The organism is Ottowia massiliensis (genome assembly GCF_900240305.1).
In the GTDB taxonomy this organism is placed as follows: domain Bacteria; phylum Pseudomonadota; class Gammaproteobacteria; order Burkholderiales; family Burkholderiaceae_C; genus Ottowia; species Ottowia massiliensis.
In genome coordinates this window covers 87,975-113,249 of the sequence record NZ_LT964854.1, presented here as the reverse complement: position 1 = coordinate 113,249, position 25,275 = coordinate 87,975, and the positions used below count along the sequence as shown (strand labels likewise).

At 66.6% G+C, this 25,275-nt stretch carries 20 protein-coding genes and 1 pseudogene; 10 read left to right on the top strand and 11 right to left on the bottom strand.

The annotated features are described in order from the left end of the window. Positions 1 to 2: 2 nt before the first annotated feature. Positions 3 to 219, top strand: a pseudogene (locus C1720_RS14680) (hypothetical protein); the annotation flags it as partial. A 202-nt stretch (positions 220 to 421) separates the two neighbouring features. Here the strand turns inward: C1720_RS14680 and C1720_RS00460 are convergent. From C1720_RS00460 to C1720_RS00435, 6 genes are all read right to left on the bottom strand, one after another. Further along, positions 422 to 1,789 carry a hypothetical protein gene (locus C1720_RS00460; RefSeq protein WP_146006786.1) on the bottom strand — a complete coding sequence of 456 codons (1,368 nt, stop codon included), beginning with the start codon at positions 1,787 to 1,789 and terminating at the stop codon, positions 422 to 424. Between the two features lie 810 nt (positions 1,790 to 2,599). After that, positions 2,600 to 4,768 (bottom strand): TonB-dependent receptor, encoded by a 2,169-nt coding sequence (locus tag C1720_RS00455; protein WP_102284420.1) that lies wholly within the window; start codon positions 4,766 to 4,768, stop codon positions 2,600 to 2,602. A 444-nt stretch (positions 4,769 to 5,212) separates the two neighbouring features. Next, complete coding sequence (locus C1720_RS00450; protein ID WP_050716050.1) at positions 5,213 to 6,085, bottom strand: metal ABC transporter permease; 873 nt, start codon at positions 6,083 to 6,085, stop codon at positions 5,213 to 5,215. Positions 6,086 to 6,289: 204 nt separating this feature from the next. Continuing rightward, on the bottom strand, positions 6,290 to 7,192 hold the full coding sequence (locus tag C1720_RS00445) for a metal ABC transporter permease (RefSeq protein ID WP_102282847.1): 903 nt from the start codon (positions 7,190 to 7,192) through the stop codon (positions 6,290 to 6,292). Beyond that, on the bottom strand, positions 7,189 to 8,070 hold the full coding sequence (locus C1720_RS00440) for a manganese/iron ABC transporter ATP-binding protein (RefSeq protein ID WP_050716052.1): 882 nt from the start codon (positions 8,068 to 8,070) through the stop codon (positions 7,189 to 7,191). Before C1720_RS00440 ends, C1720_RS00445 begins: the two co-directional genes overlap by 4 nt. Beyond that, complete coding sequence (locus tag C1720_RS00435) at positions 8,067 to 9,068, bottom strand: metal ABC transporter substrate-binding protein (RefSeq protein WP_102282846.1); 1,002 nt, start codon at positions 9,066 to 9,068, stop codon at positions 8,067 to 8,069. Before C1720_RS00435 ends, C1720_RS00440 begins: the two co-directional genes overlap by 4 nt. Before the next feature lie 173 nt (positions 9,069 to 9,241). Here C1720_RS00435 and C1720_RS00430 point away from each other — a divergent pair, with 173 nt between their 5' ends. Continuing rightward, the gene (locus tag C1720_RS00430) at positions 9,242 to 9,637 is read left to right on the top strand and encodes a DoxX family protein (protein ID WP_102284419.1); all 396 of its coding nucleotides are present in this window, start codon (positions 9,242 to 9,244) and stop codon (positions 9,635 to 9,637) included. A 489-nt stretch (positions 9,638 to 10,126) separates the two neighbouring features. Beyond that, positions 10,127 to 10,621, top strand: a complete 495-nt coding sequence (locus C1720_RS00425) for a hypothetical protein (RefSeq protein ID WP_199170912.1) — start codon at positions 10,127 to 10,129, stop codon at positions 10,619 to 10,621. Positions 10,622 to 10,960: 339 nt separating this feature from the next. Here the strand turns inward: C1720_RS00425 and C1720_RS00420 are convergent, their stop codons facing one another. Together C1720_RS00420 and tsaE are read right to left on the bottom strand one after the other, a co-directional pair. Beyond that, positions 10,961 to 12,421: an N-acetylmuramoyl-L-alanine amidase gene (locus C1720_RS00420; RefSeq protein WP_102282844.1), complete on the bottom strand. Its 1,461-nt coding sequence runs from the start codon at positions 12,419 to 12,421 to the stop codon at positions 10,961 to 10,963. 3 nt (positions 12,422 to 12,424) lie between these two features. Beyond that, entirely contained in the window at positions 12,425 to 13,030 is a 606-nt protein-coding gene (tsaE, locus tag C1720_RS00415) for a tRNA (adenosine(37)-N6)-threonylcarbamoyltransferase complex ATPase subunit type 1 TsaE (protein WP_102284418.1), read from the bottom strand. Positions 13,031 to 13,118: 88 nt separating this feature from the next. On the opposite strand from tsaE, the gene queG reads away from it, so the two are divergent. Beyond that, a complete protein-coding gene (queG, locus tag C1720_RS00410; protein WP_199170911.1) occupies positions 13,119 to 14,231 on the top strand; it encodes a tRNA epoxyqueuosine(34) reductase QueG in 1,113 nt (370 codons plus the stop codon). A gap of 206 nt (positions 14,232 to 14,437) precedes the next feature. Here queG and pgi read toward each other — a convergent pair whose 3' ends face one another. Both pgi and tal read right to left on the bottom strand, forming a co-directional pair. Beyond that, positions 14,438 to 16,009: a glucose-6-phosphate isomerase gene (gene pgi, locus C1720_RS00405; RefSeq protein WP_102282843.1), complete on the bottom strand. Its 1,572-nt coding sequence runs from the start codon at positions 16,007 to 16,009 to the stop codon at positions 14,438 to 14,440. Continuing rightward, positions 16,006 to 16,959: a transaldolase gene (gene tal, locus C1720_RS00400; RefSeq protein ID WP_102282842.1), complete on the bottom strand. Its 954-nt coding sequence runs from the start codon at positions 16,957 to 16,959 to the stop codon at positions 16,006 to 16,008. Before tal ends, pgi begins: the two co-directional genes overlap by 4 nt. Before the next feature lie 280 nt (positions 16,960 to 17,239). Here tal and dnaX point away from each other — a divergent pair, with 280 nt between their 5' ends. Continuing rightward, on the top strand, positions 17,240 to 19,495 hold the full coding sequence (dnaX, locus tag C1720_RS00395) for a DNA polymerase III subunit gamma/tau (RefSeq protein ID WP_102282841.1): 2,256 nt from the start codon (positions 17,240 to 17,242) through the stop codon (positions 19,493 to 19,495). A 568-nt stretch (positions 19,496 to 20,063) separates the two neighbouring features. On the opposite strand, the gene C1720_RS00390 is transcribed toward dnaX, so the two are convergent. Further along, on the bottom strand, positions 20,064 to 22,667 hold the full coding sequence (locus tag C1720_RS00390) for an ABC transporter permease (protein WP_102284416.1): 2,604 nt from the start codon (positions 22,665 to 22,667) through the stop codon (positions 20,064 to 20,066). An 85-nt stretch (positions 22,668 to 22,752) separates the two neighbouring features. On the opposite strand from C1720_RS00390, the gene C1720_RS00385 reads away from it, so the two are divergent. The 5 genes from C1720_RS00385 to C1720_RS00365 all read left to right on the top strand — a co-directional run bounded on the left by C1720_RS00385 (position 22,753) and on the right by C1720_RS00365 (position 25,203). Then, positions 22,753 to 23,112, top strand: a complete 360-nt coding sequence (locus C1720_RS00385; RefSeq protein ID WP_082203286.1) for an ElaB/YgaM/YqjD family protein — start codon at positions 22,753 to 22,755, stop codon at positions 23,110 to 23,112. A 124-nt stretch (positions 23,113 to 23,236) separates the two neighbouring features. Then, entirely contained in the window at positions 23,237 to 23,635 is a 399-nt protein-coding gene (locus tag C1720_RS00380; RefSeq protein WP_102282840.1) for a phage holin family protein, read from the top strand. Next, on the top strand, positions 23,632 to 23,991 hold the full coding sequence (locus tag C1720_RS00375; RefSeq protein WP_050716067.1) for a hypothetical protein: 360 nt from the start codon (positions 23,632 to 23,634) through the stop codon (positions 23,989 to 23,991). Before C1720_RS00380 ends, C1720_RS00375 begins: the two co-directional genes overlap by 4 nt. Positions 23,992 to 24,059: 68 nt before the next feature. Beyond that, on the top strand, positions 24,060 to 24,776 hold the full coding sequence (gene folE / locus C1720_RS00370; RefSeq protein WP_102282839.1) for a GTP cyclohydrolase I: 717 nt from the start codon (positions 24,060 to 24,062) through the stop codon (positions 24,774 to 24,776). A 7-nt stretch (positions 24,777 to 24,783) separates the two neighbouring features. Further along, positions 24,784 to 25,203, top strand: a complete 420-nt coding sequence (locus tag C1720_RS00365; protein WP_050716069.1) for a BLUF domain-containing protein — start codon at positions 24,784 to 24,786, stop codon at positions 25,201 to 25,203. Positions 25,204 to 25,275: the final 72 nt, after the last annotated feature.

Sequence of the window (25,275 nt, the reverse complement as noted above, 5' to 3'; positions counted from 1 at the left end):
CATTGCACAAGGCCTGCCCGATCAAGCTCAACAAGCTGCTGAGCGACAACGACAAACAGTTCACCGACCGGCTGTGCCAAGCGCTGGGCATGGCGTATCGGCTCATCAAAGGTCAGTGCTCAAGAGCAAAACGCCGATGCAGGCCATGAAACACTGACTTCAGACGCATCCGCATCTATTCCACAGGCGGCCTACGATCGTCCAAGGTGCGGCAGGTAGGCGCTCACAGTGCGGATCCGATGCGCGCTGCCAGGAATGCTGCTTCCTGCCCAGATACATCAAAAACAGGAGCAAATTCAAGGGGCTTAAATGCCGCTTTGCGCTGGCTTCACTAGGACATGATGCTATTGATAAAGGAGCTAAAAGCGCAGCCTGCACCGCGCTTGTTTCGCCTTTGCGGCGCCAGATTGCGGGCGAGCTTTCAGCGCCCGGCGCTGCACCCGGCCACCGGGGCTTCGCGGTCGGGCAACAGGCCGCCTTCGGTGAAGAAGCGCCACTGGCCGTCGCGCAGCACGCGCCATGCGCCGCAGCCTTGGTCTTCAAAGCCGTCAAAGCCAACGGCGTCGGGCATGGGCGTGCCGCTGTCGTCGTAGGCCATGTAGCGGGGGCTGTTGGCCGCTTCGTCTTTGCTGCTGGCGTCCAGCCGCAGCATGAAGTGGTTGGCGTTTTGCGCCACGAGCGCGCCTGGCAGCGGCTCGCCCAGCGGCGTGAGGCCATTTTGCGGCGTGTAGCTGTAGCGCAGCGTGCGGCCTGCGGCATCGGTAAAGCGCAGGGGCTGGCCTTCGCGCAGGGCAGGGCAGGGCTTGTCTGCCGCAGCGGGCACGCCGCCCGCCAGCAGGGGTTGCAGCGTGGGCGAGAGGTAGTGGCACGTGCCGCCCGTGCGGTCTTGCAAGGCCAGGTAGCGGCGCTGGCCGTCTTGCGTGCGAGCGTCATGTACATCTTGCGCGGCGGGCAGGGTGGTGATGGGGCGGCCATCGGGCAGGAAAAATTCGATGAGGCCGCTTTCTTCGCTACTTTTCTCGCCGCTTTCTTCCTCACCGCTTCCGGCGGGGCGCTGGGCCAGCAGCAGCCAGATTTTTTGCGGCTGCCCGCTTTCAGGCAGTGCTCCCACGGCGGCGTAGCGCATGGGTACGGTCTCGCGCAGGGTTGCCAGCGCCAACAGGCCGACTGCGCCTTGCATGTTGGCCACCGGTTGCAGGCCAGACGCCGCAGGCACGGGGTGGCTGCGAGCCAGGCCGCTTTCAGCCGGTGCGGCCAGCCAGGCGCTGCGGGCCACCACGCGGCCTTGCTGCACGCGCATGAAAACCGTGCCCCGCCGGGCATCGCCTAGCGCCAGCGTGAGCGCGGCGGGCGGCTGCCCCTGCCCGGCATAGCGGCCGTTTTGCCAGGCGCTGGCGGGCAAGGCCGGCAGTGCAATGCGCAGCGGCTGGCTGTAAGACTCGCCCAGCAAATCCTGCCCATGCGGACTGAACAGGCGGCGCTGGCCGTCCCGCACGGCCTCAAAACCCATTGCCGCGCCGCCCAGCGGCACGGGCGCGATGCTGTCAAACACCCCCGCGCGCGGCGCGGCGCGCAGCACGTAGCGCAGGCAGCCCTGTGCCGTTGGTTCAGCCCGCACGCGGCGGTACCAGCTCAGATCGGCAGCGCTGCCGTTGTGCGAGCGCAGTTCCTTACCCGTGTAGGCATCGGCCGCGCAGGGTGCAAGCTCCTGCGCGGGCGCTTGCGCCTGGGCTTGGGCGGCGCAAAGCAGGGGAGCCAGTAGCAATAGGGAGCGAAGAGAAATGGGCATGACGCAAAAAGAGCGCTGAATGACGCGAACGAGCATACCCGCATCAAGATAAGCGCCAAAGCCGTGCAAACCACAGTCAAAAAGCCATGAATCGCGAAAAAACGCAATTGACACGAGCGTCTGCGCTTATTGCCGCACTTTTTGTTTTGGAAAAACGGGAATGATCTGCGCCCAGAATCAAAAAAGCGGATTGCCGCGCGGTCAGAAATTTTGAAAACAATTTCTCCGCGCAAATTTCTCCGTACGAAACAAATGGCATCACCCGCGCCGCAGTGCGGCACCAGTTCTCGCAGGCAAAGACATGCGGAACTCAAGCGGCGGCCCACGCTTGCCGTCTGTCTCTGCTTTCGTTTTCTCGTATCAGAACGAGAGCGGATTTGGGGGGCAGAAATGCCTTCTTGCGCTGATTGCTCCAGGATATCCAGCTATGAATAAAGGAGCGAAATACGGCGCGAAACGAAATGCGAGGTCATGAGACGAGGATTGGATGTCTCGCAGCCGGAGCGCCATGCGGCCCAGCGTCGCTTGGGCGTATTGAAAACAGAAGCGAATCTGTGATGAGACAAAAACTTCGTTCGCCCCCGTTCCAGCAAGAGCTTGTTCAAAGTCCGGCCGTGGGATTGGAAAGTGCGGCCTCGGGCGCTTTTGGAGCTTGCCGATCTTCAGCAAGCTGCAAGGCTTGCTTGCAGCCCATTCCGATTTGCTCTTTCACCCTTCATGGCCAGATCATGAACGGGTTCTTGACACCAGCTTGCGGTTCATCCCCTTGGCTTTCCAGGCACTCATGAGCAGAAGGCGCTGAACGGGCTTTCAGAACTCGTAGCTGGCCTTGAGCATGACGGCGCGCGGCGAGCCGGGCATGGCGTTGGAGCGCCAGTATTTTTTGTTGGTCACGTTTTGCAGGGCCAGGGTGAAGTTCCAGGGCGCGGCGCTGTAGCCGACCAGCGCGTCCAGCCGGGTGAAGGCGGGCAGGCCGTGTTCTTCGTTTTTATCGTAGTAGTAGCGCTTGCCGATGTGCGTCAGGCCCGCTTCGGCGAACCAGGGGCGCGGGGCGTAGCGCACGAACAAGTTGCCATTGATGCGGGCGGTGTTGGTCAGGTAGCGGCCTTCTTCGGCGCGGTTTTGGCGGTTTTCAACGATCTTGGCGGACATCAGGCCCAGCGAGCCGCGCACGAACCATTGCGGGTGCACGCGGCCCATGACGTTGAGTTCGACGCCGCGCGAGCGCTCTTTGCCGCGCACGGCCCAGCGGGTGAGGTCGTTGGGGTCGGGGCGGTAGCGGATGTTGGTGTGCTCCAGGTTGTAGACGGACAGCGTGGTGCTGAGCTTGCGGTCCAGCCAGTCGCTTTTGACGCCCACTTCAATCTGGCGCGATTGTTCGGGGTCGGTGTTGAAGGTGGCGGGGTTGGCGGTGGCGTCCACGGTCAGATAGCCGTTGCCGCCGTAAGGGGCGAAGCTGCGGTTCCAGGCGGCATAGACGGTGTGGTCGGCGTTGATGTCCCACACCACGCCGACGTTGGGGCTGAAGGTGCTGCCGTCGTATCCGCTGCTTTGCTTGCGGATGTTGGTGGAGCGGAATTTGTAGCGGTCGTGGCGGCCGCCTACGAGCACTTTCACGTCGGGGCGCAGGCTGATGAGGTCTTGCACGAACAGGCCGGAGGAGTGGGCGCGGTGATGGTTGTCGATCGTGGCGGCCGGACGCGGATTGAGGCGGCCCCAGGTGTCGGGCGCGGCGAAGGGGTTGATGGGCTGGTCGCGCCGGGTGCTCAAGAGCGGGTCGCGTTTTTCGCGCGACCAGTCCAGCCCTGCCGTGAGCTTGTGCTCGATGGCGCCGGTGGCAAAGCGGCCGTTGAGCGTGAGGGCGCTGCTGAGGGTTTTGTTGGCCGTTTCCTGCCAGGCGTAGTTCTGGCCCAGCAGGCGCGTGGCGGCGTTGTATGTGCCGCCAAAGTAGTGGTCGAAGTCTTGCGAGGCGCTGCGGTGCGCCAGCTGCCAGCGCAGGTCCCAGCTGCCGTTGATGGCCCAGGCCAGGTCAGAGCGCAGCACGCTCAAGTCGTCTTTGACGAAGTCGCCCGGGCGGGCAAAGCCCCGCCGCCAGGACAGGCCCATTTGCTCATACACGTGGCGCTCGGGGTTACGGTCGGGCACGCGGCGGGCGCTGTCCCAGGTGTATTGGCCCGTCCATGAAAGATTGCCCGCGCGCACGGTGACGCTGGGCGAGAGCATGCGGCCGCGCGTGTTCACGGTGGAGCGGAAGGAGTTGGCTTCGCTGGCTTCGCCCGTCAGGCGCACGGCCACGTTCGGGTTGATGACCTGGTTGATATCGACCGTGGCGCTGCGGTTGGCCCAGGAGCCGTAGGCCAGGCCCACGGTGCGCCGCTGCGTGAAGTTGGCGAACTTGCTGACCATGTTGATCACGCCGCCGCCGCTGCTGCGGCCATACAGCACGGAAGAGGGGCCTTTGAGAATTTCCACGCGTTCGATGTTGGCCGTGGAGCGGCGCACCTGGCCGCTTTCGCGGATGCCGTCGCGGTAGATGTCGCTGGCGTCGGCGGAGAAGCCGCGAATCTTGATGCTTTCGCCGCGCATGTCATACGTGGCGTCAATGCCCGCGTTGCCTTCCAGAATGGAGCTGAGGTCGTTGGTGCCGTAGTTCTTGTTTTTCTGGATGTCCAGCACGTCCACGGCCTGCGGCGTTTCCTTGATGGTGAGCTGGTTGCGCGTGACTTCGGCCTGGTCATAGCCGATATAGCCCTTGGTCACGCTGTTTTCCGATGTGCCCGTGACATACACCGTGGGCATGGTGGCTTCGTATTCGTCTTCGGCCGGTTCGTTTTCAGCGAGAGCGGCCTGGGCTGCCGCGCGCGCCTTGCCGGCAGGTTCTGCGCGCTGCGCCTGCTGCGCTTGTGCAGAGGCGGCCATCAGCGCCAGCACGGCCAGCGTCACGCCCGAAAGGCGGGAAAAAAGAAGCGAAGAGTTCATATGCATGAGCGAATGAGAGTGATTGAAAATTTGAATCATATTTTTTCTTGATGTAAATCTGACGTGCAAGGTTATTTTTTGTGTTGCTGGCGCGGCGCGGACAGCGCCAGCGGCTCGCTTAATGCTTGATGGCTTGATGAATGGCCTGATTGGCGGCCAGCAGGGCTGCCGTGCGGTCAGCGGCGTACAGGCTCGTTCCTGAAGCGCGCCAGCACGGCTTGCGCCAAGGGTCGAATTCGGATGGCGGATTGCATCAGAAAAAGGAGCGGATTCATGGGGCCGAAAATGCTATTTGCCGCAGCTTCCACCAGGACCTCTTGCTATGAATCGAGGAGCTAATCCAGAGGCGAAATCAGGAGAGAAATGAGCGCGGCCCATTCAGCCCGCCTACCCGGCGCGCATTTCAGGCTGGCTGCCCCTCATGGCCAGAACGCGGCCAGGTTCTCAAACGCCTTGGCGGGCCGCGCTGGCCGGGGCGTTGCCGCGCCGGGCGGCGCGGGCCTGCCAGAGCGAGCGGGCAAAGGCGGCCGTGAAGGCCAGGCCCAGCAGCACGGCAATGGTGGGCGCGGGGGCGCTGTCGAGAAAGAAGCTGAGATACACGCCCAGCACGGAGCAGAGCACGGCGGCGGCGCACGAGAGGCACAGCATGCGGCCAAAGGTGCGCGCCAGCAGCAAGGCGGTGGCCCCCGGCACGATGAGCAGGGCGATGGCAAGAATCAGCCCCACGGCTTGCAGCGAGGCCACAACGGTCAGCGAGACGGCGGCCAGCAGGCCGTAGTGCAGCGCGGCGGTGTTCAGGCCGCTGACGCGCGCCTGCACGGGGTCAAAGGCGTGCAGCAGCAGATCGCGCCACTTCAGCGCCAGGGCGGCGGCCACGAGCAGGGCGACGGCGGCGCTTTGCAGCAGCTCCGGCGCGGCCGCGCCAAGCAAGTCGCCCAAAAGAATGTGGTCCAGGTGCACGCTGCTGCGTATCCACGCATGCAGCAGCAGGCCCAGGGCGAACATGCCGGAAAACACCACGCCCATGAGCGTGTCCTGCCGCACGCGGCTGCGGGTGTGCAGGTAGCCGGTGAGCGTGGCGCACAGCAGCCCGGCCACGAAAGCGCCAGCGGCCACGGGCAGGCCGAGCATGTAGGCGATGACCACGCCCGGAAAGACGGCGTGCGAAATGGCGTCGCCCAGCAGCGCGTAGCCCTTGACGACGAGCAGGCACGACAGCAGCGCCGCCGGCACGGCGGCCAGCGCGGCCAGCAGCAGCGCGTGCTGCATGAAGTCGTATTGCAGGGGAGCGAGCAGGAAAGAGAAAGTGGCGGTCATGACGGATGCCGGAGGCGCTGCGCGCGCGGGCCGCTGGCGGCCTTGCCGTGGGCAAAGCCAGTGAAAGAGGCAGAAAAAGAGGCAGAAAAAGGGGCAGGCGGCGGGGCTTTCCCCACTCCTTGATTCATAGCATGACCTCCCCGCCAAACGGGCGCTAAAAGGCTTTTTTGACCCATCGAATTTGCTCCCTTCTTTGATGCGTTTTCATGAGCAGCTGCGGGCTGCCGCCGGCGCATCCGCCTTTGAAGCACTGGCGCGGGCGCGGCGGCGCGCAGCCAGCAGGCCGTGGCGCGGGGCAAAAACAAAAGCCAGGGCAAAAAGCGCGGTTTGCAGCAGCACGATGACGGCGCCGGTGGCCCCATCCAGAAAGTAGCTGGCCCAGGCGCCGATCAAACCGCTGGCAACGCCAATGGCGGTGGCAATGGCGGCCACGCGGCCAAAGCGGTCGCTCAAAAGCCAGGCCGTGGCCCCCGGCGTGATGATGAGGGCGATGACGAGAAAGGCCCCCACGGCCTGCATGGCGGCAATGGTGCAAGCAGCCAGCATGGCGAAAAAGCCCGCCTTGAGCGCCGTCACGTGCAGGCCCACGCTGCGGGCGTGGCCTTCGTCGAAAAACACCGCCAGCCAGTCGCGCCACTTCAGCAGCAGCGCCAAAAAGGTGAGCAGGCTGATGGCCACCAGCTGCGCCAGATCGCCCGGCGTGATGGCCAGCACATTGCCCAGCGCGATGGTCTGGATGCTGATGCCCGCCGGCGCCAGCGAAATGATGAACAGGCCCAGCCCCAGGAAGGTGGAAAACGTCACGCCTATGACCACGTCCTGCTTGAGCCGCGTGCGGCTGTTGATGAGCAGCATCACGCCCGCCGCCAGCGCGCCGGAGAAAAAGGCCCCCAGCGAGTAGGGCAGCCCCAGCAGATACGCGCCCGCCACGCCGGGCACGATGGCGTGCGAAATGGCGTCGCCCATGAGCGACCAGCCGCGCAGCATGAGAAAGCACGAGAGAAAGGCGCACACGCCGCCCGCCAGCGCGGCGGCCAGCATGGCGTGGCGCATGTAGGCGTAGCCCAGCGGCTCGGCCAGCAGGGCGCAGACGGCAGCCAGGCTCATGGCGCGCCCCCCGCGCCCGCATCAGGCTGGCCGCGCACGGATGAGCGCCCGTGCAGCAGCACCAGCGGGCGCTCGTCGTCGGTGACGATGCCCACGCCTTGCGCCTGCGGCAGCTCGAAGTGGCGCAACACGCCGCCGAAGGCGCGCTCCAGATTGGCGCGGGTGAACACCTCTGCCGTGGGGCCGCAGGCCAGCACCGTGCCCTGAATGAGGGCGGTGCGGTCGCAAAACTCGGGCACGCTGCCCAGGTTGTGCGTGGACACGAGGATGACGCAGCCTTCATCGCGCAGCTGGCGCAGCAAATCGATGATGGCGCTTTCGGTCTTCACATCCACGCCGGTGAAAGGCTCATCCAGCAAGATGACGCGGGCCTGCTGCGCCAGCGCGCGCGCCAGAAACACGCGCTTTTTCTGCCCGCCCGAAAGCTCGCCAATCTGCCGCCCGGCCAGCGCAGACATGTCCACCCGCTCCAGCGCCTGCCGCACGGCGGCGCGGTCGGCTTGGCGCGGCAGGCGCATGAAACCCATGTGGCCGTAGCGGCCCATCATCACCACGTCTTGCACCAGCACGGGAAAGTTCCAGTCCACTTCCTCGCTTTGCGGCACATAGGCCATCAGGCGCTGGCGCATGGCCTGCGCCACGGGCAGCCCCAGCACCTGCACCTGCCCGGCCGAAAGCGGCACAAAGCCCATGACGGCCTTGAACAGCGTGGACTTGCCGCTGCCATTGACCCCCACCAGCGCGGTGATGCTGCCCGCAGGCGTTTCAAAGCTGGCGTCGCGCAAGGCCGTGTGGCCATTGGCATAAGTCACGGTCACGCCCCGGGCGCAAATGCCGCTGCTGGCGGCAGGGGCGGCGGCGCTGGCGGCTTGCGTCATGGCTGGCCGCCCTGCTGCTTTTTGAGGCCCTCGGCCAGCCCCTGGGCGATCGTGCTGCTGGTCACGCGCAGCAAATCCAGATACGTGGGCACGGGGCCGTCTGCCGTGGTGAGCGAATCGACATACAGCACGCCGCCGTAGTGAATGCCCGTCTCGCGCGCCACCTGCTGCGCGGGCTTGGGCGAAATGGTGCTCTCGCTGAAGATGGCGGGCGCCTTGTGCTGGCGCACCATCTCGATCATGTGGCGCACCTGCTGCGGCGTGCCTTGCTGATCGGCATTGATGGGCCACAGATACAGCTCCCGAAGGCCAAAGTCGCGCGCCAGATAGCTGAAAGCGCCCTCGCTCGTGGCCAGCCAGCGCGCGCCGGGCGGCAGCTTCTCCAGCTCGGCGCGGATGGGGGCGATGGCCGCCTGAATGCGCTGCTTGTATTGCTCGGCATTGGCGCGGTAGGCATCGGCATGCGCGGGGTCGTGCGCGGCCAGCGCATCGCGGATGTTGTCCACGTAAACCAGCGCGGCGGCGGGCGACATCCACGCATGCGGATTGGGCTTGCCCTCGTAGGGGCCGGCGCCAATGCCGATCGGCTCCACGCCTTGCGACACCACCGCCTGCGGCACGTTTTTCACGCGGCGGAAGAACTTTTCAAACCACGTCTCCAGATTCAGCCCGTTCCACAACACCAGCTGCGCGCCTTGCGTGCGCGCCAAATCGCCCGGCGTGGGCTGGTATTCGTGAATTTCCGCGCCGGGCTTGGTGATGGACTCCACCTGCGCCGCATCGCCCGCCACGTTGCGGGCCATGTCGGCAATCACGGTGAACGTGGTCACTACCTTGAATTTGGGCGCTGGCTGCGCCGCCGCTGGCGGCAGCCCAAGAGCAAGGGCCGCCGCAAAAGCCGCCGCGAAAGCCGCCGCGAAAACCCTTGCGCCAGCGGCAGTCAGCGCGGCGCGGCGGCCAAGGCGCGAGCGGCGCAGGAAAGCGGAAGAAGTGAACATGCATTTGCCTTTCTTTTGTTTGTGCAGATTAGAACGGATGTCAATTTATCTTAGGCTCAAATGAAATGCCGCCGCTGGCGGCGCCAAGGGCGCACAGCCCTTTTCCTCCGTGGTAAAAGCGCGGCTTCATCACGTTTTTCCGTGCATTTTTTCACTCTTTGAAGGAGTTTTTGATGGCCTGGCTTTCCCGTTTTCAGCCGCAGCTGCTGGCCCTTTTGCGCATCACCGCCGCCTACATGTACTTCTGGCACGGCACGGCCAAATTCTTCGGCTACCCCACGGCGATGGGGCATGTGGAGCTGCTTTCGCTCATGGGCGCAGCGGGCGTGCTGGAAATTGGCGGCGGCCTGCTGCTCATGCTGGGGCTGTTCACGCGGCCCGTGGCCTTTTTGCTTTCCGGCCAGATGGCCGTGGCCTACTTCATGGCCCACAGCCAGCCCAGCATGTGGATGCCGCTGCTCAACAAGGGCGAATCGGCGGCGCTGTTTTGCTTCATCTTCCTGTACCTGGCCGCCGCAGGCGGCGGCGCGCCCTCGCTCGATGGCCTGCTGCGCCGCAAGCGGGCTTGAGCTGTTCCTGAGAGTTTTCACAATCTGCCAGTGGTGCGAAAAGCGTGGACTTAAGGCGCTCTGCGGCATTGCAAATCCCCAGCAGGTCAGCGCTGTTTGCGGTTTGTTGCTTTGCAGCTCATCTCGATCTGTGCTTTTGCCCCTCACGGCCAGATTCTGAACGGGTTTCGAAAGCGATCGGCATTTCACGACTGGTTTGTGGGCGGCAAAGTCAATAAAAGCGTGCGGCGGAGGCGTTTCGAGGGCCTGAATCTGCTCTCAAAATAAGGGAAAATGCGCCAGGCTCGGCCATGCTGCGCCTTTGCGCCTGCAAGCAGGCCGGCACGCATTTTCCGGAAAACCGGAATATAAGAAGATTGAGAAGCGTAGAAATATTTTCGCGGGCAGGCTGCAATGAATAGGATTATTTGAGCAGCCGTTGCCATCGTTGACAAGCTTGCCGCCTGAGAGCGGTTTTATTGACAGGAAAAAATGATTGGACTGATCGCCTTGTTCACGCTCATCGTCCTTTTCAGGACCTTGATTGCCGTGAGCAAATGGCTGACTCGCGGGATGACAGGGACGCCTGCTGTGATATTTTTCACGCGCCTGGCCATCATTTTCGGCTTTTTCCCGTTGGCGCTGTCCGATGAGATCATTGGCGCCATGCAGCATGCGTATTGGTGCAGAAGTCATGGCGTCAAGAGCGCCGATTTGTCAAGGGCGAAAGGAAAAGAAGTCATCATGCACCACGGCTTGAATAGCTCGAATATCAGCGTCGTGTCATTTACAGCGATTCCAATTCAAAGATACAATATTGTTCTGACGGATGCGAAAACAAAAGAAGAGCTTGCAAGATACCATACATATGACGCCATTGCCGGAGGGTGGTTCAAGCGATATGCGTGGCTGGACACCCGTCCGATATTTGCTGGCTCCAATTGCGGCGATTATCGCCGTCGATTTTCACGCGAACAAATCACTGTCGTGAAGATAGAACATTGATAAACATGCGGCATCTGCCGCCTGCCTGCGTGAGCCAATTGCCGCTTGCGCAAAATAATCCAGAAAGCCTTGCTTTCCGGCCGTCGGCAAGGAAAGTGTTTTTGCGGAAAACAAAGCCCGAATGGCCCCTGGCTCATTGAAGCCGCGCGTGAACCGCATGCAAGGGGCTTGCGCAAGCGCCCCGCGCCCCCGGAAGCCTTCTTTTCGCTATGTGTTTGATAGCAGTAAAGCCCGTCAGACCGTGCGGCAGAAGCGTTTTCTTGGGTATTGATTCGCTCCTGAAAAAAGAGCAAGTGCGCCTCGCGGCCTGGCTTATGGACAGGCGCTTTGAACAGGCGTTCAAGCCAGCGGCGGGTTGGCGGCGAAGTAGTTGCGCACGCCCACGAGCAGGGCGTCGGCCAGGCGGCTTTGGTAGGCGGCGGTGCGCAGCTTGCGCTCTTCTTCGGGGTTGCTGATGAAGGCGGTTTCGACCAGCACGCTGGGGATGTCGGGCGCGCGCAGCACGGCAAAGCCGGCGCGCTCCACTTGTTTTTTGTGCAGGTGGCCGACTTTGTCCATTTCGCGCAGCAGGGCATGGCCGAGCTTGAGGCTGTCGGTGATTTGCGCGGCGGTGCTCATGTCCAGCAGGGCGCGTTGCAGGTGGGGGGCGCGGCTGGCGGCGGCAATGTTGATGCCGCCCACGGCGTCGGCCTGGTTTTCTTTTTGCGCAAGCCAGCGGGCGGCGTTGCTGCTGGCGCCGCGCTCGGAGAGGGCAAAGACGCTGCCGCCGCGCGCGCCGGGGTTGGTGAAGGCGTCGGCGTGGATGCTGATGAACAGGTCGGCGCCCACGCTGCGGGCCTTGTGCACGCGGGTGTTCAGGGGCACGAAGTAGTCGGCTTCGCGCGTGAGAAAGGCCCGCAAGGGGTAGCGGCCGGCGGTGCTGGCGTTGAGGCGGTCGCGCAGATACAGGGCGATGGGCAGGACGACGTTTTTCTCGTTCGTGCCCGCCGGGCCGGTGGCGCCGGGGTCTTCGCCGCCGTGGCCGGGGTCGATGGCCACGAGCAGCATGCGGCGCGGGCCGCCGCGCGAAGACGGGGCGCTGCCGCGCGCGGGCGGGCGGATGCCGGGCGCGCCCGCGCTGGCGACGGTGCGGTCAGGCTCGGGCCTGGGCGGCGGTTTGATGCCGATGCCGTCTGCCGAGGCCACGGCGGTGGAGGGAGCGCCGGGTTCGCGGTATTTGCTGGTCTGGCGGGCGATGAGTTCGGCCAGGGGGTCGTGCTCGTCGGCCTGCGCCACGTGCACGCCCGTGGCCGGCGGCGTGGGCTGGCCGGGCGGCGGGGCGGGAATGGGCGGCTGCGCGCCGCCCTGGCCCAGCTGGGCGAGCAGCATTTCCATGGGGTCGGGCGGGTTGGCCGGGTACAGGTCGAACACCAGGCGGTATTTGTAGGCGGCCACGGGGGTGAGGGTGAACACTTGCGGTTCGGTGGCGCGCTTGAGGTCGAACACCAGCCGCACCACATCGGGCGTGTATTGGCCTACGCGCACGCCGGCGATGTTGGGGTCGTCGCTGCGCACTTTGCCCACCAGCTGCTGCAAGGCGGCGTCGAGTTTGAGGCCGTCAATGTCCACGGCCAGGCGCGGCGGGTCTTCCACGGTGCGGTGGCTGGCTTTCAGGGGCGCGTCAGACTCGATGGTCACGCGCGTGTAGTCCTGCGCGGGCCACACGCGCACGGCGATGATGCCCGCGCCTTGCGCCAGTTGCGGCGCGCCCAGCAGCAGGGCCAGGGAGCTGCCTTTTTTGAGGAGTTCGCGGCGTTGCATGGATCAGAAGCTCTCCAGGGTGTGCGAATCAAGGGTGTTCAGAAGCCGCCGCCCCAAAGGGGTGGCGGCGGTGAGGGTGATGCGGCGCGCTTGCAGGGCGCCGTCTTCGACGGCGCTGCCTTCTTCGGGGGCGATGAGCACATCCAGATCGGGCACGGGCAGCAGGCCGCCCGCTTGCTGCGGCCATTCGGCCAGCTTCAGCGCGGGCGCGGCAAAGGCGTCGCGCAGGCCCGCGTCTTCCCACTCGGCGGGGTCGCTGAAGCGGTAGAAGTCAAAGTGAAAAACGGCCAGTCCTGACGGCGTTTCATGCGGCTCCATCACGGCGTAGGTGGGGCTTTTGATGCGCCCGGCCACGCCCAGGGCGCGCAGCAGGTAGCGCGTGAAAGTGGTTTTGCCCGCGCCCAGGCCGCCGCGCAGGGCGATGAACGCGCCTTGCGGCGCGGCCTCTTGCAGCCCGCGCGCCAGGCGCTGTGCCAGCGCGGCGGTGCCGGCTTCGCTGCGGCAGGCCAGTTGCAGGGCAGGGGGGGTATCCGGGGCGCTGTTTGCGGCGCTGTCCGGGGTGTTTTTCTGCAAGGCGGAAGGTGAAGGCGCTGCTTGCAGGGCGGTCATGGCGTGTTCATGGATATGGACGGGGCGGCGGCGGGCGGGCTGTTTTGGCAACAATCCGGCCCCTTTGCGGAAACGACAAATACAAATCATGCCCACCGATCAAGACCCGCAGGCCCGGATCGACCCTGTTGCACTGCTGGAGCGCGTGCGCGCCTGGGCCAAGGAGCTGGGATTTTCCCAAATCGGCGTGGCGGGCGTGGACCTGTCCAGCGCCGAGGCGGGCCTGAGCCAGTGGCTGGCGCAAGGCTTTCACGGCAGCATGGACTACATGGCCGCGCACGGTTTGAAGCGCGCGCGCCCTGCCGAGCTGGTGCCCGGCACCGTCAGCGTCATCACCGCCCGCATGGACTACCTGCCGCGCAGCACGCCCCAAGGCTGGCAGCGCGTGGAGTTCGAGCGCCTTCAGCGCCCGCAAGAAGGCGTGGTGTCCGTCTATGCCCGTGGGCGCGATTACCACAAGGTGATGCGCGCGCGCCTGCAAAAGCTGCAAGCGCGCATGGCCGCCGAACTCGGCCCCTTCGGCCACCGCGTCTTCACCGACTCGGCCCCCGTGCTGGAGGCCGAGCTGGCCGCCCGCAGCGGCCAGGGCTGGCGCGGCAAGCACACCCTCGTGCTCTCGCGCGATGCAGGCTCCATGTTCTTTCTGGGCGAAATCTATGTGGACATCGCCCTGCCGCCCAGCGAGCCTGTCACCCACCACTGCGGCACATGCACCGCCTGCATGGACGCCTGCCCCACCGGCGCCATCGTCGCGCCCCACCGGTTGGACGCGCGGCGCTGCATCTCCTACCTGACCATCGAGCTGCACGGCGCCATTCCCGAAGACATGCGCCCGCTCATTGGCAACCGCATCTACGGCTGTGACGACTGCCAGCGCGTATGCCCCTGGAACAAATACGCGCACGTCAGCGCCTTGCCCGACTTTGACGAGCGCGAGGGCCTGACGGGCGCGCCCTTGACCGCCCTGCTGGCCTGGAGCGAAGAAGAATTTCTGCGCCGCACCGAAGGCAGCCCCATCCGCCGCATCGGCCATGCCCGCTGGCTGCGCAATGTGGCCGTCGCCCTGGGCAACGCCCTGGCCCGCCTGCCCGCAGACGACCCCGCCCGCGCCCCCTTGCTGGCCGCGCTGGCTGCGCGGCGCGAACACCCCGACGAAATGGTGCGCGAGCACGTGGCCTGGGCCATGGAGCAAAAAGCCTGAGAACCGCCTGCGCCGTCTGGCCATTCGCTCCTCGCGGCAGGGTTTCATTCTTCAAGAAGAGGAGCAAATCCGGCGGCATGAAAACTAGCTCTCGCGCAATGTTCACTAGGACATCATGCTATCAATCAAGGAGCTGATTCAGACGGCCAGTTGGCTTTCATGAACAGGCTCCGGGGCGGCTTGCGCCTGCCCTGGCCTGGGCCGCGCTAGCGCAGCCGCGCCAGCAGCCCGGCCGTGGAAGCGTCCATGTCTTGCGCGTGGCCTTGCAGCAGGCAGGCTTCGATGTCGCCCGCGTGGCGCTTGCCCAGCTCCACGCCCCACTGGTCAAAGCTGTTGAGGCCCCAGATGGCGCCGCTGGTGAACACGCGGTGCTCGTGCAGCGCCAGCAGGGCGCCGAAGCTGGCCGGCTCCAGCCGCTCCAGCAGCAAGAAGGTGCTGGGGCGGTTGCCGGGAAAGTGCCGGTGGCCGTCTTCGCCCGCCTGGCCCATCATGAGCGCGCGCGACTGGGCCAGCGCGTTGGTGAGCAGCTTGGCGTGATGGCCGGGCAGCTCGTGCGTGGCTTCGCGCGTGGCGATGAAATCGACGGGAATGACTTGCGTGCCCTGGTGCAGCATCTGAAAGAAAGCGTGCTGGCCGTTGCTGCCCGCTTCACCCCAGACGACGGGGGCGCTGTCAAAGGCCAGGGGCTGGCCGGCGGCGTCCACGCGCTTGCCGTTGCTTTCCATCTCAAGCTGCTGCAAATAGGCGGGCAGGCGGCGCAGGCCGTGGTGGTAGGGGGCGATGCAGCGGCTGGCAAAGCGGTGGAAGTTGCGGTTCCACACATCCAGCAGGCCCAGCAGCGCGGGCAGGTTGGCGTGCAAGGGGGCGCTGGCGAAGTGGCGGTCCATGGCATGCGCGCCCGCCAGCAGCGCCTTGAAGCCTGCCGCGCCCAGCGCAATGGCCACGGGCAGGCCAATGGCCGACCACAGCGAGTAGCGCCCGCCCACGCCGTCGGCAAAAGTAAGGCACTGGCCCGCGCCAAAGGCGCGCGCGGCTTCGGGCCGGGCCGTCAGGGCGGCAAAGTGCGCGGCCAGATCGCTTTCCTGCCCGCCGTTTTGCAAAAACCAGGCGCGCGCGGAGCGGGCGTTTTGCAGCGTTTCGGCGGTGCCAAAGCTCTTGGAGGCAATGACAAAAAGCGTGCGCGCCGGTTGCAGCGCGGCCAGCGCGGCGGCCAGCTCGTGCCCGTCCATGTTGGCCACGAAGTGGATGCGCGGCCCGCCGGGGCGCACGTGATCTTGCAGCGCCTGCAAGGCCAGGCGCGGGCCGAGGTCAGAGCCGCCGATGCCGATGTGAACCACGTCGGTGAAGCGCCCCTGGGCGCGGATGCTTTCGGCCAGCGCCAGCATGGCGTCAAGCTGCTTCATGCACTCGCGGTGTTCGGCTTGCAGCGCGGCGGGCGCAGCGCCGGGCGGGCAGCGCAGCAGCGGGTGCAGGGCCGGGCGGCCTTCGGTGTTGTTCACGGCCTGGCCGCCCAGCATGGCGTCGCGGTAGCTTTCAAGCTGGCATTGGGCGGCCAGTTGCAGCAGCAGCGCCAGGGCGCGCTCGTCAAGCAGGTTTTTGGACAGATCGGCGAAAACGTGCGGCGCTTGCAGGCTCAGGCGCTCAAAGCGCCGGGCGTCTTCGGCAAAGGCGCGGCGCAAATCAAACGCATCCGCCCCGTCAAAGCGCTGCCGGTGGTGCGCGGCCAGGGCGGCCCAGGCGGGCGTGGCGTCGCAGCGCGGGCGGCTGGCAAGGCTCATTGCTGCAACAGCGCGTCGAGCTTTTTCGCGTCGGCCACGAAGGCGCGGATGCCTTCGGCCAGCTTTTCGGTGGCCATGGCGTCTTCATTGAGCGCAAAGCGAAAGGCCGCTTCCTCATCGGCGCCGAAGCTGGCGGCGGGCAAGTCAAGCTGGCGGGCGGCTGCGGCGTCCAGCGCGCGCGGCAGGGGCGCGCGGCTTTCGGCCAGCCGGGCGAGCAAATCGGGGCTGATGGTGAGCAAATCGCACCCGGCCAGCGCGGCAATCTGGCCCGTGTTGCGAAAGCTCGCGCCCATCACTTCGGTGGCAATGCCAAAGCGCTTGTAGTGGTTGAAGATGCGCGTGACGGACTGCACGCCGGGGTCATTGGCGCCCGCGTGCGCCGCCTCGTCCCACGCGCTGCCCGCGCGCGCCTTGTGCCAGTCATAAATGCGGCCCACAAAAGGCGAGATGAGCCGCACCTTCGCCTGCCCGCAGGCCACGGCCTGGCAAAAGGCAAACAGCAGCGTGAGGTTGCAGTTGATGCCGCGCCTTTGCAGCCGCTCTGCGGCGCGGATGCCTTCCCATGTGGCGGCAATCTTGATGAGCACGCGCTCCACCGGCACGCCCTCGGCCTGATACAGCTCGATCAGGCGCTCGGCGCGGGTGTAAGTGGCGTTTTCGTCAAACGACAGGCGCGCGTCCACTTCAGTGGAAACGCGCCCCGGAATCAGCGCCAGGATTTCGCAGCCAAAGCGCACCAGCAGCCGGTCGGCCACTTCGTCCAGCGGCCGGCCGCGATGCGCCGCCACGGTTTGCGCCAGCAGCGGCGCGTATTCGGGCTTTTGCACGGCCTTGAGAATGAGCGAAGGGTTGGTGGTGGCGTCTTGCGGCTGAAACTGCGCCAGCTGGCGAAAGTCGCCCGTATCGGCCACCACGGCAGTGAACTGCCTGAGAGAGTCGAGCTGATTCATGATGGGCGCGGATTATCAGCGCTGCCCGCCTGGGCCTGGCGGTGAAAACAGGCGCAGAAAAGAAGGGCCGGGCGCAGGCTGCGGGCAGGCAAGGTATTTCGCTCCTTTATCCATAGCATGAGGTCCTAGTGGAATCTGCGCGAGATGGATTTTTTGCCTGCTTGAATTTGCTCCTGTTTCTTGCTGGCAAGCAAAGGGCCATGCCGTGCTCGCTCCATCCGTATTCCGCACCCGGCCATGCCCCTGCGCCGCATGGGGCGGCCCATAGAATCCGCGCCCTATGTCCTATCTCGTCCTGGCCCGCAAATACCGTCCGCGCAACTTTTCAGAAATGGTGGGCCAGGAGCACGTGGTGCAGGCCCTGGGCAATGCGCTCACGCAGCAGCGCCTGCATCACGCCTATTTGTTCACCGGCACGCGCGGCGTGGGCAAAACCACGGTCTCGCGCATCCTGGCCAAATCGCTCAACTGCACGGGGCCTGACGGGCAAGGCGGCATCACCGCCACCCCTTGCGGCCAGTGCGCGGCCTGCACGGCCATCGACGCCGGGCGCTTTGTGGACTACACCGAGCTGGACGCCGCCAGCAACCGGGGCGTGGACGAAGTGCAGGGCCTGCTCGAGCAAGCCGTCTACAAGCCCGTGCAAGGGCGCTTCAAGGTCTTCATGATTGACGAAGTGCACATGCTCAGCAACACGGCGTTCAACGCCATGCTCAAAACGCTGGAAGAGCCGCCCGAATACCTGAAATTCGTGCTCGCCACCACCGACCCGCAGAAAGTGCCCGTCACCGTTCTTTCGCGCTGCCTGCAATTCAACCTGCGGCCCATGGCCCCCGAAACCGTGCTGGCGCACTTGCAGCGCGTGCTGGCGCAAGAAGACGTGCCCGCCGAAGCCGCCGCCTTGCGCCTGCTGGCGCGCGCCGCGCGCGGCTCCATGCGCGACGCGCTCAGCCTGACCGACCAGGCCATCGCCTTCGGCAGCGGCCAGATTGCCGAAGCGGGCGTGCGCCAGATGCTCGGCAGCGTGGACGGCAGCCTCGTCTTTGCCCTGATTGACGCGCTGGCCGCCGCCGATGGCTGCGCCGTGGTGCAAACCGTGGACCACCTGCGCGCCCACGGTCTTTCAGCCGCCACCGCGCTGGAAGACATGGCCAGCGTGCTCCAGCGCATGGCCGTGCACCAGGCCGTGCCCGGCATGCCCGTGGACGAAGCTGACCCCGACGCGCAGGAAACCGCCCGCCTGGCCGCCCTGCTGCCGCCCGATGAAACGCAGCTGCTCTACAGCCTGTGCATTCATGGCCGCGCCGAACTGGGCCTGGCCCCCGACGAATACACCGGCCTGCTGATGACCCTGCTGCGCCTGCTGCCCTTCAAACCATCTGCCGCCCAACCCGGCGGCAGCGGCTGCGCCGCGCCAGAAAAAAAAACACTGAAAGCGGATGAGGCCGCCGCATCGACCCCCGCTGTGCTAACGCCGCCGCCCGCCAGCGCCGCAAACCCCATCGCACCTGCCGCAGGCCCAGAAGCCGCGCCCAATGAAGCCCGGCAGCCCGCCCCGGCCGCCCAGCCCGCCGCCGGTTCCCCGGCAGCCTCCGCGCCCGGCGCCCCGCAAGCGCCTGCCTCCCGCCCGGCCCCATCGCTCGCCCACGCGGCTGATGCGCCCCCTGCGCCAGCCGCTGCCGCCCTGCCAGACACAGCCCAAACCGAAGAAGCCCAAACCGAAGAAGCCCAAACAGCAAAAGCCGCAGCCTTCGCCCAGCCCGCCTTCCCTGCGCCGCCAGACAGCGCCAGCGAACCGGATGACGACGGCTGGTTCGACGCCCTCATGGCTGAAGGCGACCCAGACGCTCCCGGCAGCGCCCCGCCCTGGCATGACGCCGCCGAACCCGCCCGCCAGCGGCCGCGCCCGCCAGCCGTGCAGGCCCTGCCCGTCATCGCCGCGCCTCACGCCCGCCACGCCACACCGGATGTGGACGCGCCGCCCGCCCCTGAAGCGCCTGGCGCAACCGGCGAGCCAGGCGCGGCTCAAACGCCTTCCGCCGCCAGCCTCATCGCCATTCCCGTGCGCGAAACCTCAGCGCACGAAAGCCCTTCCAGCGCGCCCGCCGCTTCCTCCAGCGCTGCGCCGCCCGCCCTCACCCCCTCGCCCGAAGGCAGCTTCTGGCATGCCCTCGTGCAAGAACTCATCGCCCGCGAAGCCATCACCGCCCTCGCGCGCGAACTTGCCTTGCAATCACAACTCATCGCCCGAGGCGAAGGCGTCTGGACGCTGCGCACCGCCAATGCCACCCTGGCCCAGCCCGCCACCGCCGCCCGCCTGCAAGCCGCCTTGCAAGCCGCAGGCCACGCCATCACGCTGCAAGTGCAAACCGGCGAAACCGCCGACCTCACCGACACCCCCGCCCGCCGCAATGCCCAGCACGCCGCCGCCCGCCTGCAAGCCGCCCGCGAGCTGCTCATGGCCGACCCCTTTGTGCAGCACATCACCCGCGAGCTGGGCGCCCGCCTTGTTCCCGGCAGCCTGAAAGCGCTTTGAGCGCGCCAGGCGACCAGCACGGCCCCAGAGCTTGTTCAAGGGCTGGCCACGAGAGGATGAAAGAGCAGATGAGAGCTTGGCAGCCAGCGCAAGCCGCAGACGGGCTGGCTGACCGGCCAGCCAATTGCGACGCAACAGGCCGTCGGGGTCGTTTTTAGCGACTGTGGGCGAACGTTGGAAGGTCTATTTTAGCTCCCTTATTCATAGCATGATGTCCTAGTGGATACTGCGCAGGCTGGTGTTTTAGACCCCTCAAATTTGCTCCTGTTTCTGAGATTCTGCCCAGAGTTGAGCCGTGAGGGGAAAAGAGTGAATCGGGATGGACCGCAAGATGCAAGGCCTGACTGTCCGCCTGCTGCCTGACAAGGCGTTTGCAACGCCATGGACTGCCCAAGTCCGCGCTTTCCGTGCTCACGGACTTTGAACAAGCTTCTCAGCACGGGCTGCGTGTTGCAGTTGCGCTCATTCCCGCTGATGAATCAGCCGCCGCAAAACGTCTGGCGCCACCGCGCCGCAAGGATCGCGGGTTGGCCGTGAGCGTGAAAAGAGGCAGGGGCATTCGCTCCGGTTATTCGCCCGCCTGCCGCAGCGTTTGCGCCACGGGGCGGCGCAGCACTTCGCGCAGGCTCCACCAGCCGGCGGCCAGGGCCAGGGCCGCCCCCGCCAGGCTGCCCAGCAAAGGCGTGGCAAGGGGCGCAGTCCAGTCAAATTCAAAGACGTGGCGCGCCAGCCCCCAGCCCAGCACGCTGGCCACCAGGCTGGCGAGCGCGCCGGCCAGCAGGCCCACGCCGGCCAGTTCGGCGCGCTGCACCTTACCCAGCAAGGCGGCAGAAGCGCCCAGGGCGCGCATGATGGCGAATTCGCGCGCTTTTTCTTCGCGCGTGGCGGTGATGGCGGCTACCAGCACCAGCAACCCGGCAGCCAGGGTGAAGGCAAAAAGAAATTCCACTGCGCGAATCACTTGCGCCAGCACGCGCTGCACCTGCGCCAAAGTGGCGCTCATGTCGATGCTGGTGATGTTGGGAAATTGGCGCACGAGGGCATTGTCAAAACCCGGCTGGCCAGGCGAGCGCCAGGCGGCCATCCAGGTGTAGGCCACGTCATCGGGCAATTCGCTCACGGGCAGGAGCACGAAGAAATTGGCGCGCAGCGATCCCCAGTCCACCTTGCGCAGCGAACGCACGCGCACTTCGTGCGTGGCGCCGGCGAAGTCAAAGCCCAGCGTGTCGCCCAGGCGGATGCCCAGCGTTTCGGCCAGGCCCTCTTCCACGCTGGCCGCGCCCGCTTCTTCGGGCTGCCAGCGGCCGGCGACCAGGCTGTTGTGGGCGGGCAGCGTGGGGGTGTGGGAGAGGTTGAATTCGCGCTCGGCCAGGCGCTGCGCGCGCTCGTCGCTGAAACTGGCGGCAGTGACGGGCCGGCCGTTGATGCTGACCAGGCGGCCCCGGAACATGGGGTACCAGTCGTAGCCGCGCACGCCGCCTTGCGCGAGGGCGGCGCGAAAGTCTTCGGCCTGATCGGGCATGACGTTGATGGTGAAGCGGTTGGGCGCATCAGGCGGCGTGGCGCGCTGCCAGCTGGCCATCAGGTCGGTGCGCAGCAGCACCAGCAGCACCAGCGCCATCAGGCCCACGGCCAGGCTGCTGACTTGCGCCACGGCATGGGCGGGGCGGGCAGTGATTTGCCGCGCGGCCAGCGCCAGCCAGCGCGGGGCGCCATCTGCCGCGCCCGCCCAGCGGCGCAGCAGGGCCACGGCCAGCCGCGCCAGCAGGGCGAAAAGCAGCGCCGCGCCCGCAAAGCCGCCCACGGCCATCAGCCCCAGCGTGGCGTCGCGGCTGGCGGCCAGCAGCAGCGCGGCAAAACCGGCCATGCCCAGGCCTAGCACGGCCAGCGGGGCGGCCTTGGGCTGGCCCATATCGCGCCGCAGCACGCGCAGCGGGGGCACGCGCGCCAGTTGCAGCACGGGCGGCAGGCCAAAGGCGGCCAGCAGCGTCAGTCCCACGCCCAGGCCCAGCAGCGCGGGCCAGGGGCCGGGCGCGGGCAAATCCGCCTGCACCAGCCCGGCCAGCAGCCAGATGAAAGCGTGGTGCAGCGCCCAGCCCAGCGCCACGCCCGCCAGACTGGCCGCCAGCCCGGCCAGCAAAAATTCCACCGCGTAAGCGCCCGCCAGCGCGCGCTGCGGCAGGCCCAGCACGCGCAAAACGGCGGCGTCATCTAGCCGCCGCAGGGCGAAAGCGCGCGCGGCCAGCGCCACGGCCACAGCCGAAAGCAGCGCGGCCAGCAGCGCCACCAGGTTCAGAAACTTTTCGGCGCGCGCCAGCGTGGTTTGCATTTCAGGGCGGCCGCTGTCCAGCGACTCCAGGCTCATGCCGCGCGTGTCCGGTGCGTCCGGTGCGTCCGGTGCAGCAGGCGTTGCGGATGCCGCCTTGTCCGCACCCTTGAGCCGCGCCTCGGCCCATTGCGTGAAAGTGGCCACGGCCTCGTCGCCCGCCGCGCCATCACCGGCCACCGCCAGCCGCCAGGTGATGCGGCTGGCCGGCTGCACCAGGCCCGTGGCGGCCAAATCGCTCTCGCGCAGCATCACGCGCGGGGCAAAGCCCGCAAAGCCGCTGCCCCGGTCTGGCTCGGCCGTGATGACTTTGGCCACCGTGAACGCCGCGTCGCCCAGCAGCAGCTTCTGGCCGGGCGCCATGTCCAGCGCCTCCAGCAGCGCGGCATCCACCCACGCCTGGCCGGGCGCGGGCACTTCGCGCGTGGTTTCATCGGGCGCATCCGGCCCATCGGCCACGCGCAGACTGCCGCGCAGCGGATAGCCCGGCGGCACGGCCTTGAGCGACACCAGGCGGCTGGCGCCCGGCTCGCCCGCCACGCTGTCAGGCGCGCGCGCCATCGTCGCGAAGTTCAGCGTCAGCGCCGTCTGCAGGCCCAGCGCCTGCGCCTTGGCCTGCCACTGCGGCGCGGGCGCGTGGTCGCTGGCCAGCACCACATCGCCGCCCAGCAGCTGTCGCGCGTCGCGCCGCAAGCCGCCTTGCAGCCGGTCGGCAAAAAAACTCACGCAAGCCAGCGCCGCCACCGCCAGCAGCACGGCCAGCATCAGCAGCCGCAACTCCCCGGCGCGCGCATCGCGCCAAAGCCCCCGCCAGCCCAGCGCCAGCACCGAAACCGTTTGATTCATGGCTGCGAAGGTAGCAGGCTTGCAGAAGCTGGCCGCTGCTATCATGCCGCGCAAGTGTCTTTCCACCTTTCGCAAGGAGCCAACCATGCCTGAATCCAAAGCCGCCAAAAAGGTCGCTGCTGCCTCCGAGCAGCTGACAGAAGCCGCCATCGAAACCAAGGAACAGCTGGCCGCCAACCTGCGCCGCCTGATTGCCGACGCCGAAGATCTGCTCAGCGCCACCGCCGGCCAGACCGACAGCCGCCTGGCCGAGCTGCGCACCCGCGCCCGCGAAAACCTGCAAATCGCCCGCGAAAAACTGGCTGACGCCGACGCCGCCATCCGCGCCAAAACGCGCGAAATGGCCTACGCTACGGATGACTACGTGCACGACAACCCCTGGTCTTCCATCGGCGTGGCGGCGGCGCTGGGCCTGCTCATTGGCGTGCTGATTGGCCGCCGCTGATGGGCCTCTGACACAAGGCGCGCTTGGCCTGCCAAAAACCGCCTCGCCAGAAACCTGTCTGATGCGCGAACCGGGCTGCCAAGGCCCGGTTTTGCTTTGTCTCCCCTGCCAGAAAGGCCCGCCCATGCCCGCCGCCGATTCCGCTGATACCGCCGCCAGCCGCCCTGGCTTCGTCAGTCGCCTGCGCGGCCTGCTGGCCGACGCGCTGGAGCTGGCCCACGTGCGCCTGGAGCTGCTGGCGCTGGAAGCGCGCGAAGAAAGCGCCCGCCTGCTGGCCGTGCTGCTGTGCGCGCTGGCCGCCGCCGCCTTCTTATGCCTTGGTCTGGCGTTCCTGGCCGTATTTCTCACCGTGCTGCTGTGGGATGAGCACCGGCTGCTCGCGCTGGGCGTTTTCACGGCGCTTTTTCTGGGCGGCGGCGCGGGCTTGGCCTGGCTGGCGCTGGCGCGCGCGCGCGATGGGCGCGGCTGGTTCGCCGCCACGCGGCAGGAGCTGGCGCGCGACTGCGAAAGGCTGCGCTCATGACGCCTCCCGTGACGCCCTCCAGCCCCGAATCCCTTGCTGAACGCCGCGCACGGCTGCTGGCGCGCTCCGCCGAGCTGCGCGAGCGCATCGCCCAAGGCAGCCAGGCCCTGCGCCCCGCCGCCCGCATGGCCGACGGCGCTGCCAGCCTCGCCAGCCGGGCGCGCGAGCAAATGCGAAAGCACGGCCCGCTGCTCCTGCTCGCGGGCGCGGCCTTGGCGGGCGCGGCCCTCACGCGCCCGCGCCTGCTGCTTGGACTGGGCCTGCGCGTCTGGTCTGGCTGGCAGATTTATCAGCGCGTCCGCCCTTTGGCTCAAGGCTTTTTGCGGGGCCTGGCCAAAGGGCGAACCCTGCGCTGACGCCCGCGCGCCGCTCCCGCCATCAGCGCCCCGGCGCTCCGCTCCACTCCCAAAAGCCCATGCAGTCCATGAACCCCAACGCCCCTGCGCCTGCCAGCGCCGAAGACGAAGGCGTGCCCGTCTCCACCAAGATCCGCGAGCGCCTCAAAGCCGCGCGCCAGCGCTACCACGCCAACGACAACATCGCCAGCTTCATCCAGCCCGGCGAGCTGGAGCAGCTGCTCGACGAAGTCACCGCCAAAATGCAAGGCGTGCTCGAAAGCCTGGTTATCGACACCGAGGACGATCACAACACCGCCAGCACCGCCCGCCGCGTGGCCAAGATGTATGTGAATGAAGTCTTCAAGGGCCGCTACGCCGCCGCGCCGGCCATCACCGAATTTCCCAACGCCGAGCGGCTCAACGAACTGATGATCGTCGGCCCCATCACCGTGCGCAGCGCGTGCAGCCACCACTTTTGCCCCGTCATGGGCAAGCTGTGGATCGGCGTCATGCCCAACGAACGCACCAACGTCATTGGCCTGTCGAAATACGCGCGCCTGGCCGAATGGGTCATGGGCCGCCCGCAAATCCAGGAAGAAGCCGTCGTGCAGCTGGCCGATCTCATTCAGCAGAAAACCCGCCCCGACGGGCTGGCGCTGGTCATGCAGGCCACGCACTTTTGCATGGCCTGGCGCGGCGTGAAAGACGTGGACAGCAAGATGATCAACTCCGTCATGCGCGGCGTATTTCTCACGCAGCCCAACTTGCGCCGCGAATTTCTCTCACTCATTCCCCGGGATTGAAACCGCCATGCTCGTGCGCCTGCTCTTTGCCAGCCGCGCCGCCGAACCGGCAGCGGCCACTATCGCCTCCATCTGCCAGCACTCCCAGCCGCGCAATGCCGAACGCGGCATCACTGGCGTGCTGGTCTGCGGCGACGGCGTGTTCATGCAAGCCATTGAAGGCGGCCGCGCCGCCGTCAACAGCCTCTACGGCGAAATCCTGCGCGACGCGCGCCACCGCGACGTGGTGCTGCTGCGCTACGAAGAAATCACCGAAAGGCGCTTTGCCGGCTGGACGATGGGCGTTGTGGACACCCGCCGCATCAACCCTGCCATCCTCCTCAAATACAGCGAACGCGCCGCCCTCGACCCCTACGCCTTGCCTGGCCAGGCTAGCTTGGCGCTGCTGGAAGAACTCGTCGCCACGGCCAGCATTGGCCGCGCCTGAGAGCCTGTTCAGTGCACGAGCTTTGAAACCCGGCCATAAAAGAATGTGCCGCACGGCAAAGGCGGGAAAAAG

What these genes read in the sequence shown, in the direction of transcription:
- C1720_RS00460 (WP_146006786.1), bottom strand. Translation starts at nt 1,789, where the DNA reads ATGCCCATTTCTCTTCGCTCCCTATTGCTACTGGCTCCCCTGCTTTGC.
- C1720_RS00455 (WP_102284420.1), bottom strand. Translation starts at nt 4,768, where the DNA reads ATGAACTCTTCGCTTCTTTTTTCCCGCCTTTCGGGCGTGACGCTGGCC.
- C1720_RS00450 (WP_050716050.1), bottom strand. Translation starts at nt 6,085, where the DNA reads ATGACCGCCACTTTCTCTTTCCTGCTCGCTCCCCTGCAATACGACTTC.
- C1720_RS00445 (WP_102282847.1), bottom strand. Translation starts at nt 7,192, where the DNA reads ATGAGCCTGGCTGCCGTCTGCGCCCTGCTGGCCGAGCCGCTGGGCTAC.
- C1720_RS00440 (WP_050716052.1), bottom strand. Translation starts at nt 8,070, where the DNA reads ATGACGCAAGCCGCCAGCGCCGCCGCCCCTGCCGCCAGCAGCGGCATT.
- C1720_RS00435 (WP_102282846.1), bottom strand. Translation starts at nt 9,068, where the DNA reads ATGTTCACTTCTTCCGCTTTCCTGCGCCGCTCGCGCCTTGGCCGCCGC.
- C1720_RS00430 (WP_102284419.1), top strand. Translation starts at nt 9,242, where the DNA reads ATGGCCTGGCTTTCCCGTTTTCAGCCGCAGCTGCTGGCCCTTTTGCGC.
- C1720_RS00420 (WP_102282844.1), bottom strand. Translation starts at nt 12,421, where the DNA reads ATGCAACGCCGCGAACTCCTCAAAAAAGGCAGCTCCCTGGCCCTGCTG.
- tsaE (WP_102284418.1), bottom strand. Translation starts at nt 13,030, where the DNA reads ATGACCGCCCTGCAAGCAGCGCCTTCACCTTCCGCCTTGCAGAAAAAC.
- queG (WP_199170911.1), top strand. Translation starts at nt 13,119, where the DNA reads ATGCCCACCGATCAAGACCCGCAGGCCCGGATCGACCCTGTTGCACTG.
- pgi (WP_102282843.1), bottom strand. Translation starts at nt 16,009, where the DNA reads ATGAGCCTTGCCAGCCGCCCGCGCTGCGACGCCACGCCCGCCTGGGCC.
- tal (WP_102282842.1), bottom strand. Translation starts at nt 16,959, where the DNA reads ATGAATCAGCTCGACTCTCTCAGGCAGTTCACTGCCGTGGTGGCCGAT.
- dnaX (WP_102282841.1), top strand. Translation starts at nt 17,240, where the DNA reads ATGTCCTATCTCGTCCTGGCCCGCAAATACCGTCCGCGCAACTTTTCA.
- C1720_RS00390 (WP_102284416.1), bottom strand. Translation starts at nt 22,667, where the DNA reads ATGAATCAAACGGTTTCGGTGCTGGCGCTGGGCTGGCGGGGGCTTTGG.
- C1720_RS00385 (WP_082203286.1), top strand. Translation starts at nt 22,753, where the DNA reads ATGCCTGAATCCAAAGCCGCCAAAAAGGTCGCTGCTGCCTCCGAGCAG.
- C1720_RS00380 (WP_102282840.1), top strand. Translation starts at nt 23,237, where the DNA reads ATGCCCGCCGCCGATTCCGCTGATACCGCCGCCAGCCGCCCTGGCTTC.
- C1720_RS00375 (WP_050716067.1), top strand. Translation starts at nt 23,632, where the DNA reads ATGACGCCTCCCGTGACGCCCTCCAGCCCCGAATCCCTTGCTGAACGC.
- folE (WP_102282839.1), top strand. Translation starts at nt 24,060, where the DNA reads ATGAACCCCAACGCCCCTGCGCCTGCCAGCGCCGAAGACGAAGGCGTG.
- C1720_RS00365 (WP_050716069.1), top strand. Translation starts at nt 24,784, where the DNA reads ATGCTCGTGCGCCTGCTCTTTGCCAGCCGCGCCGCCGAACCGGCAGCG.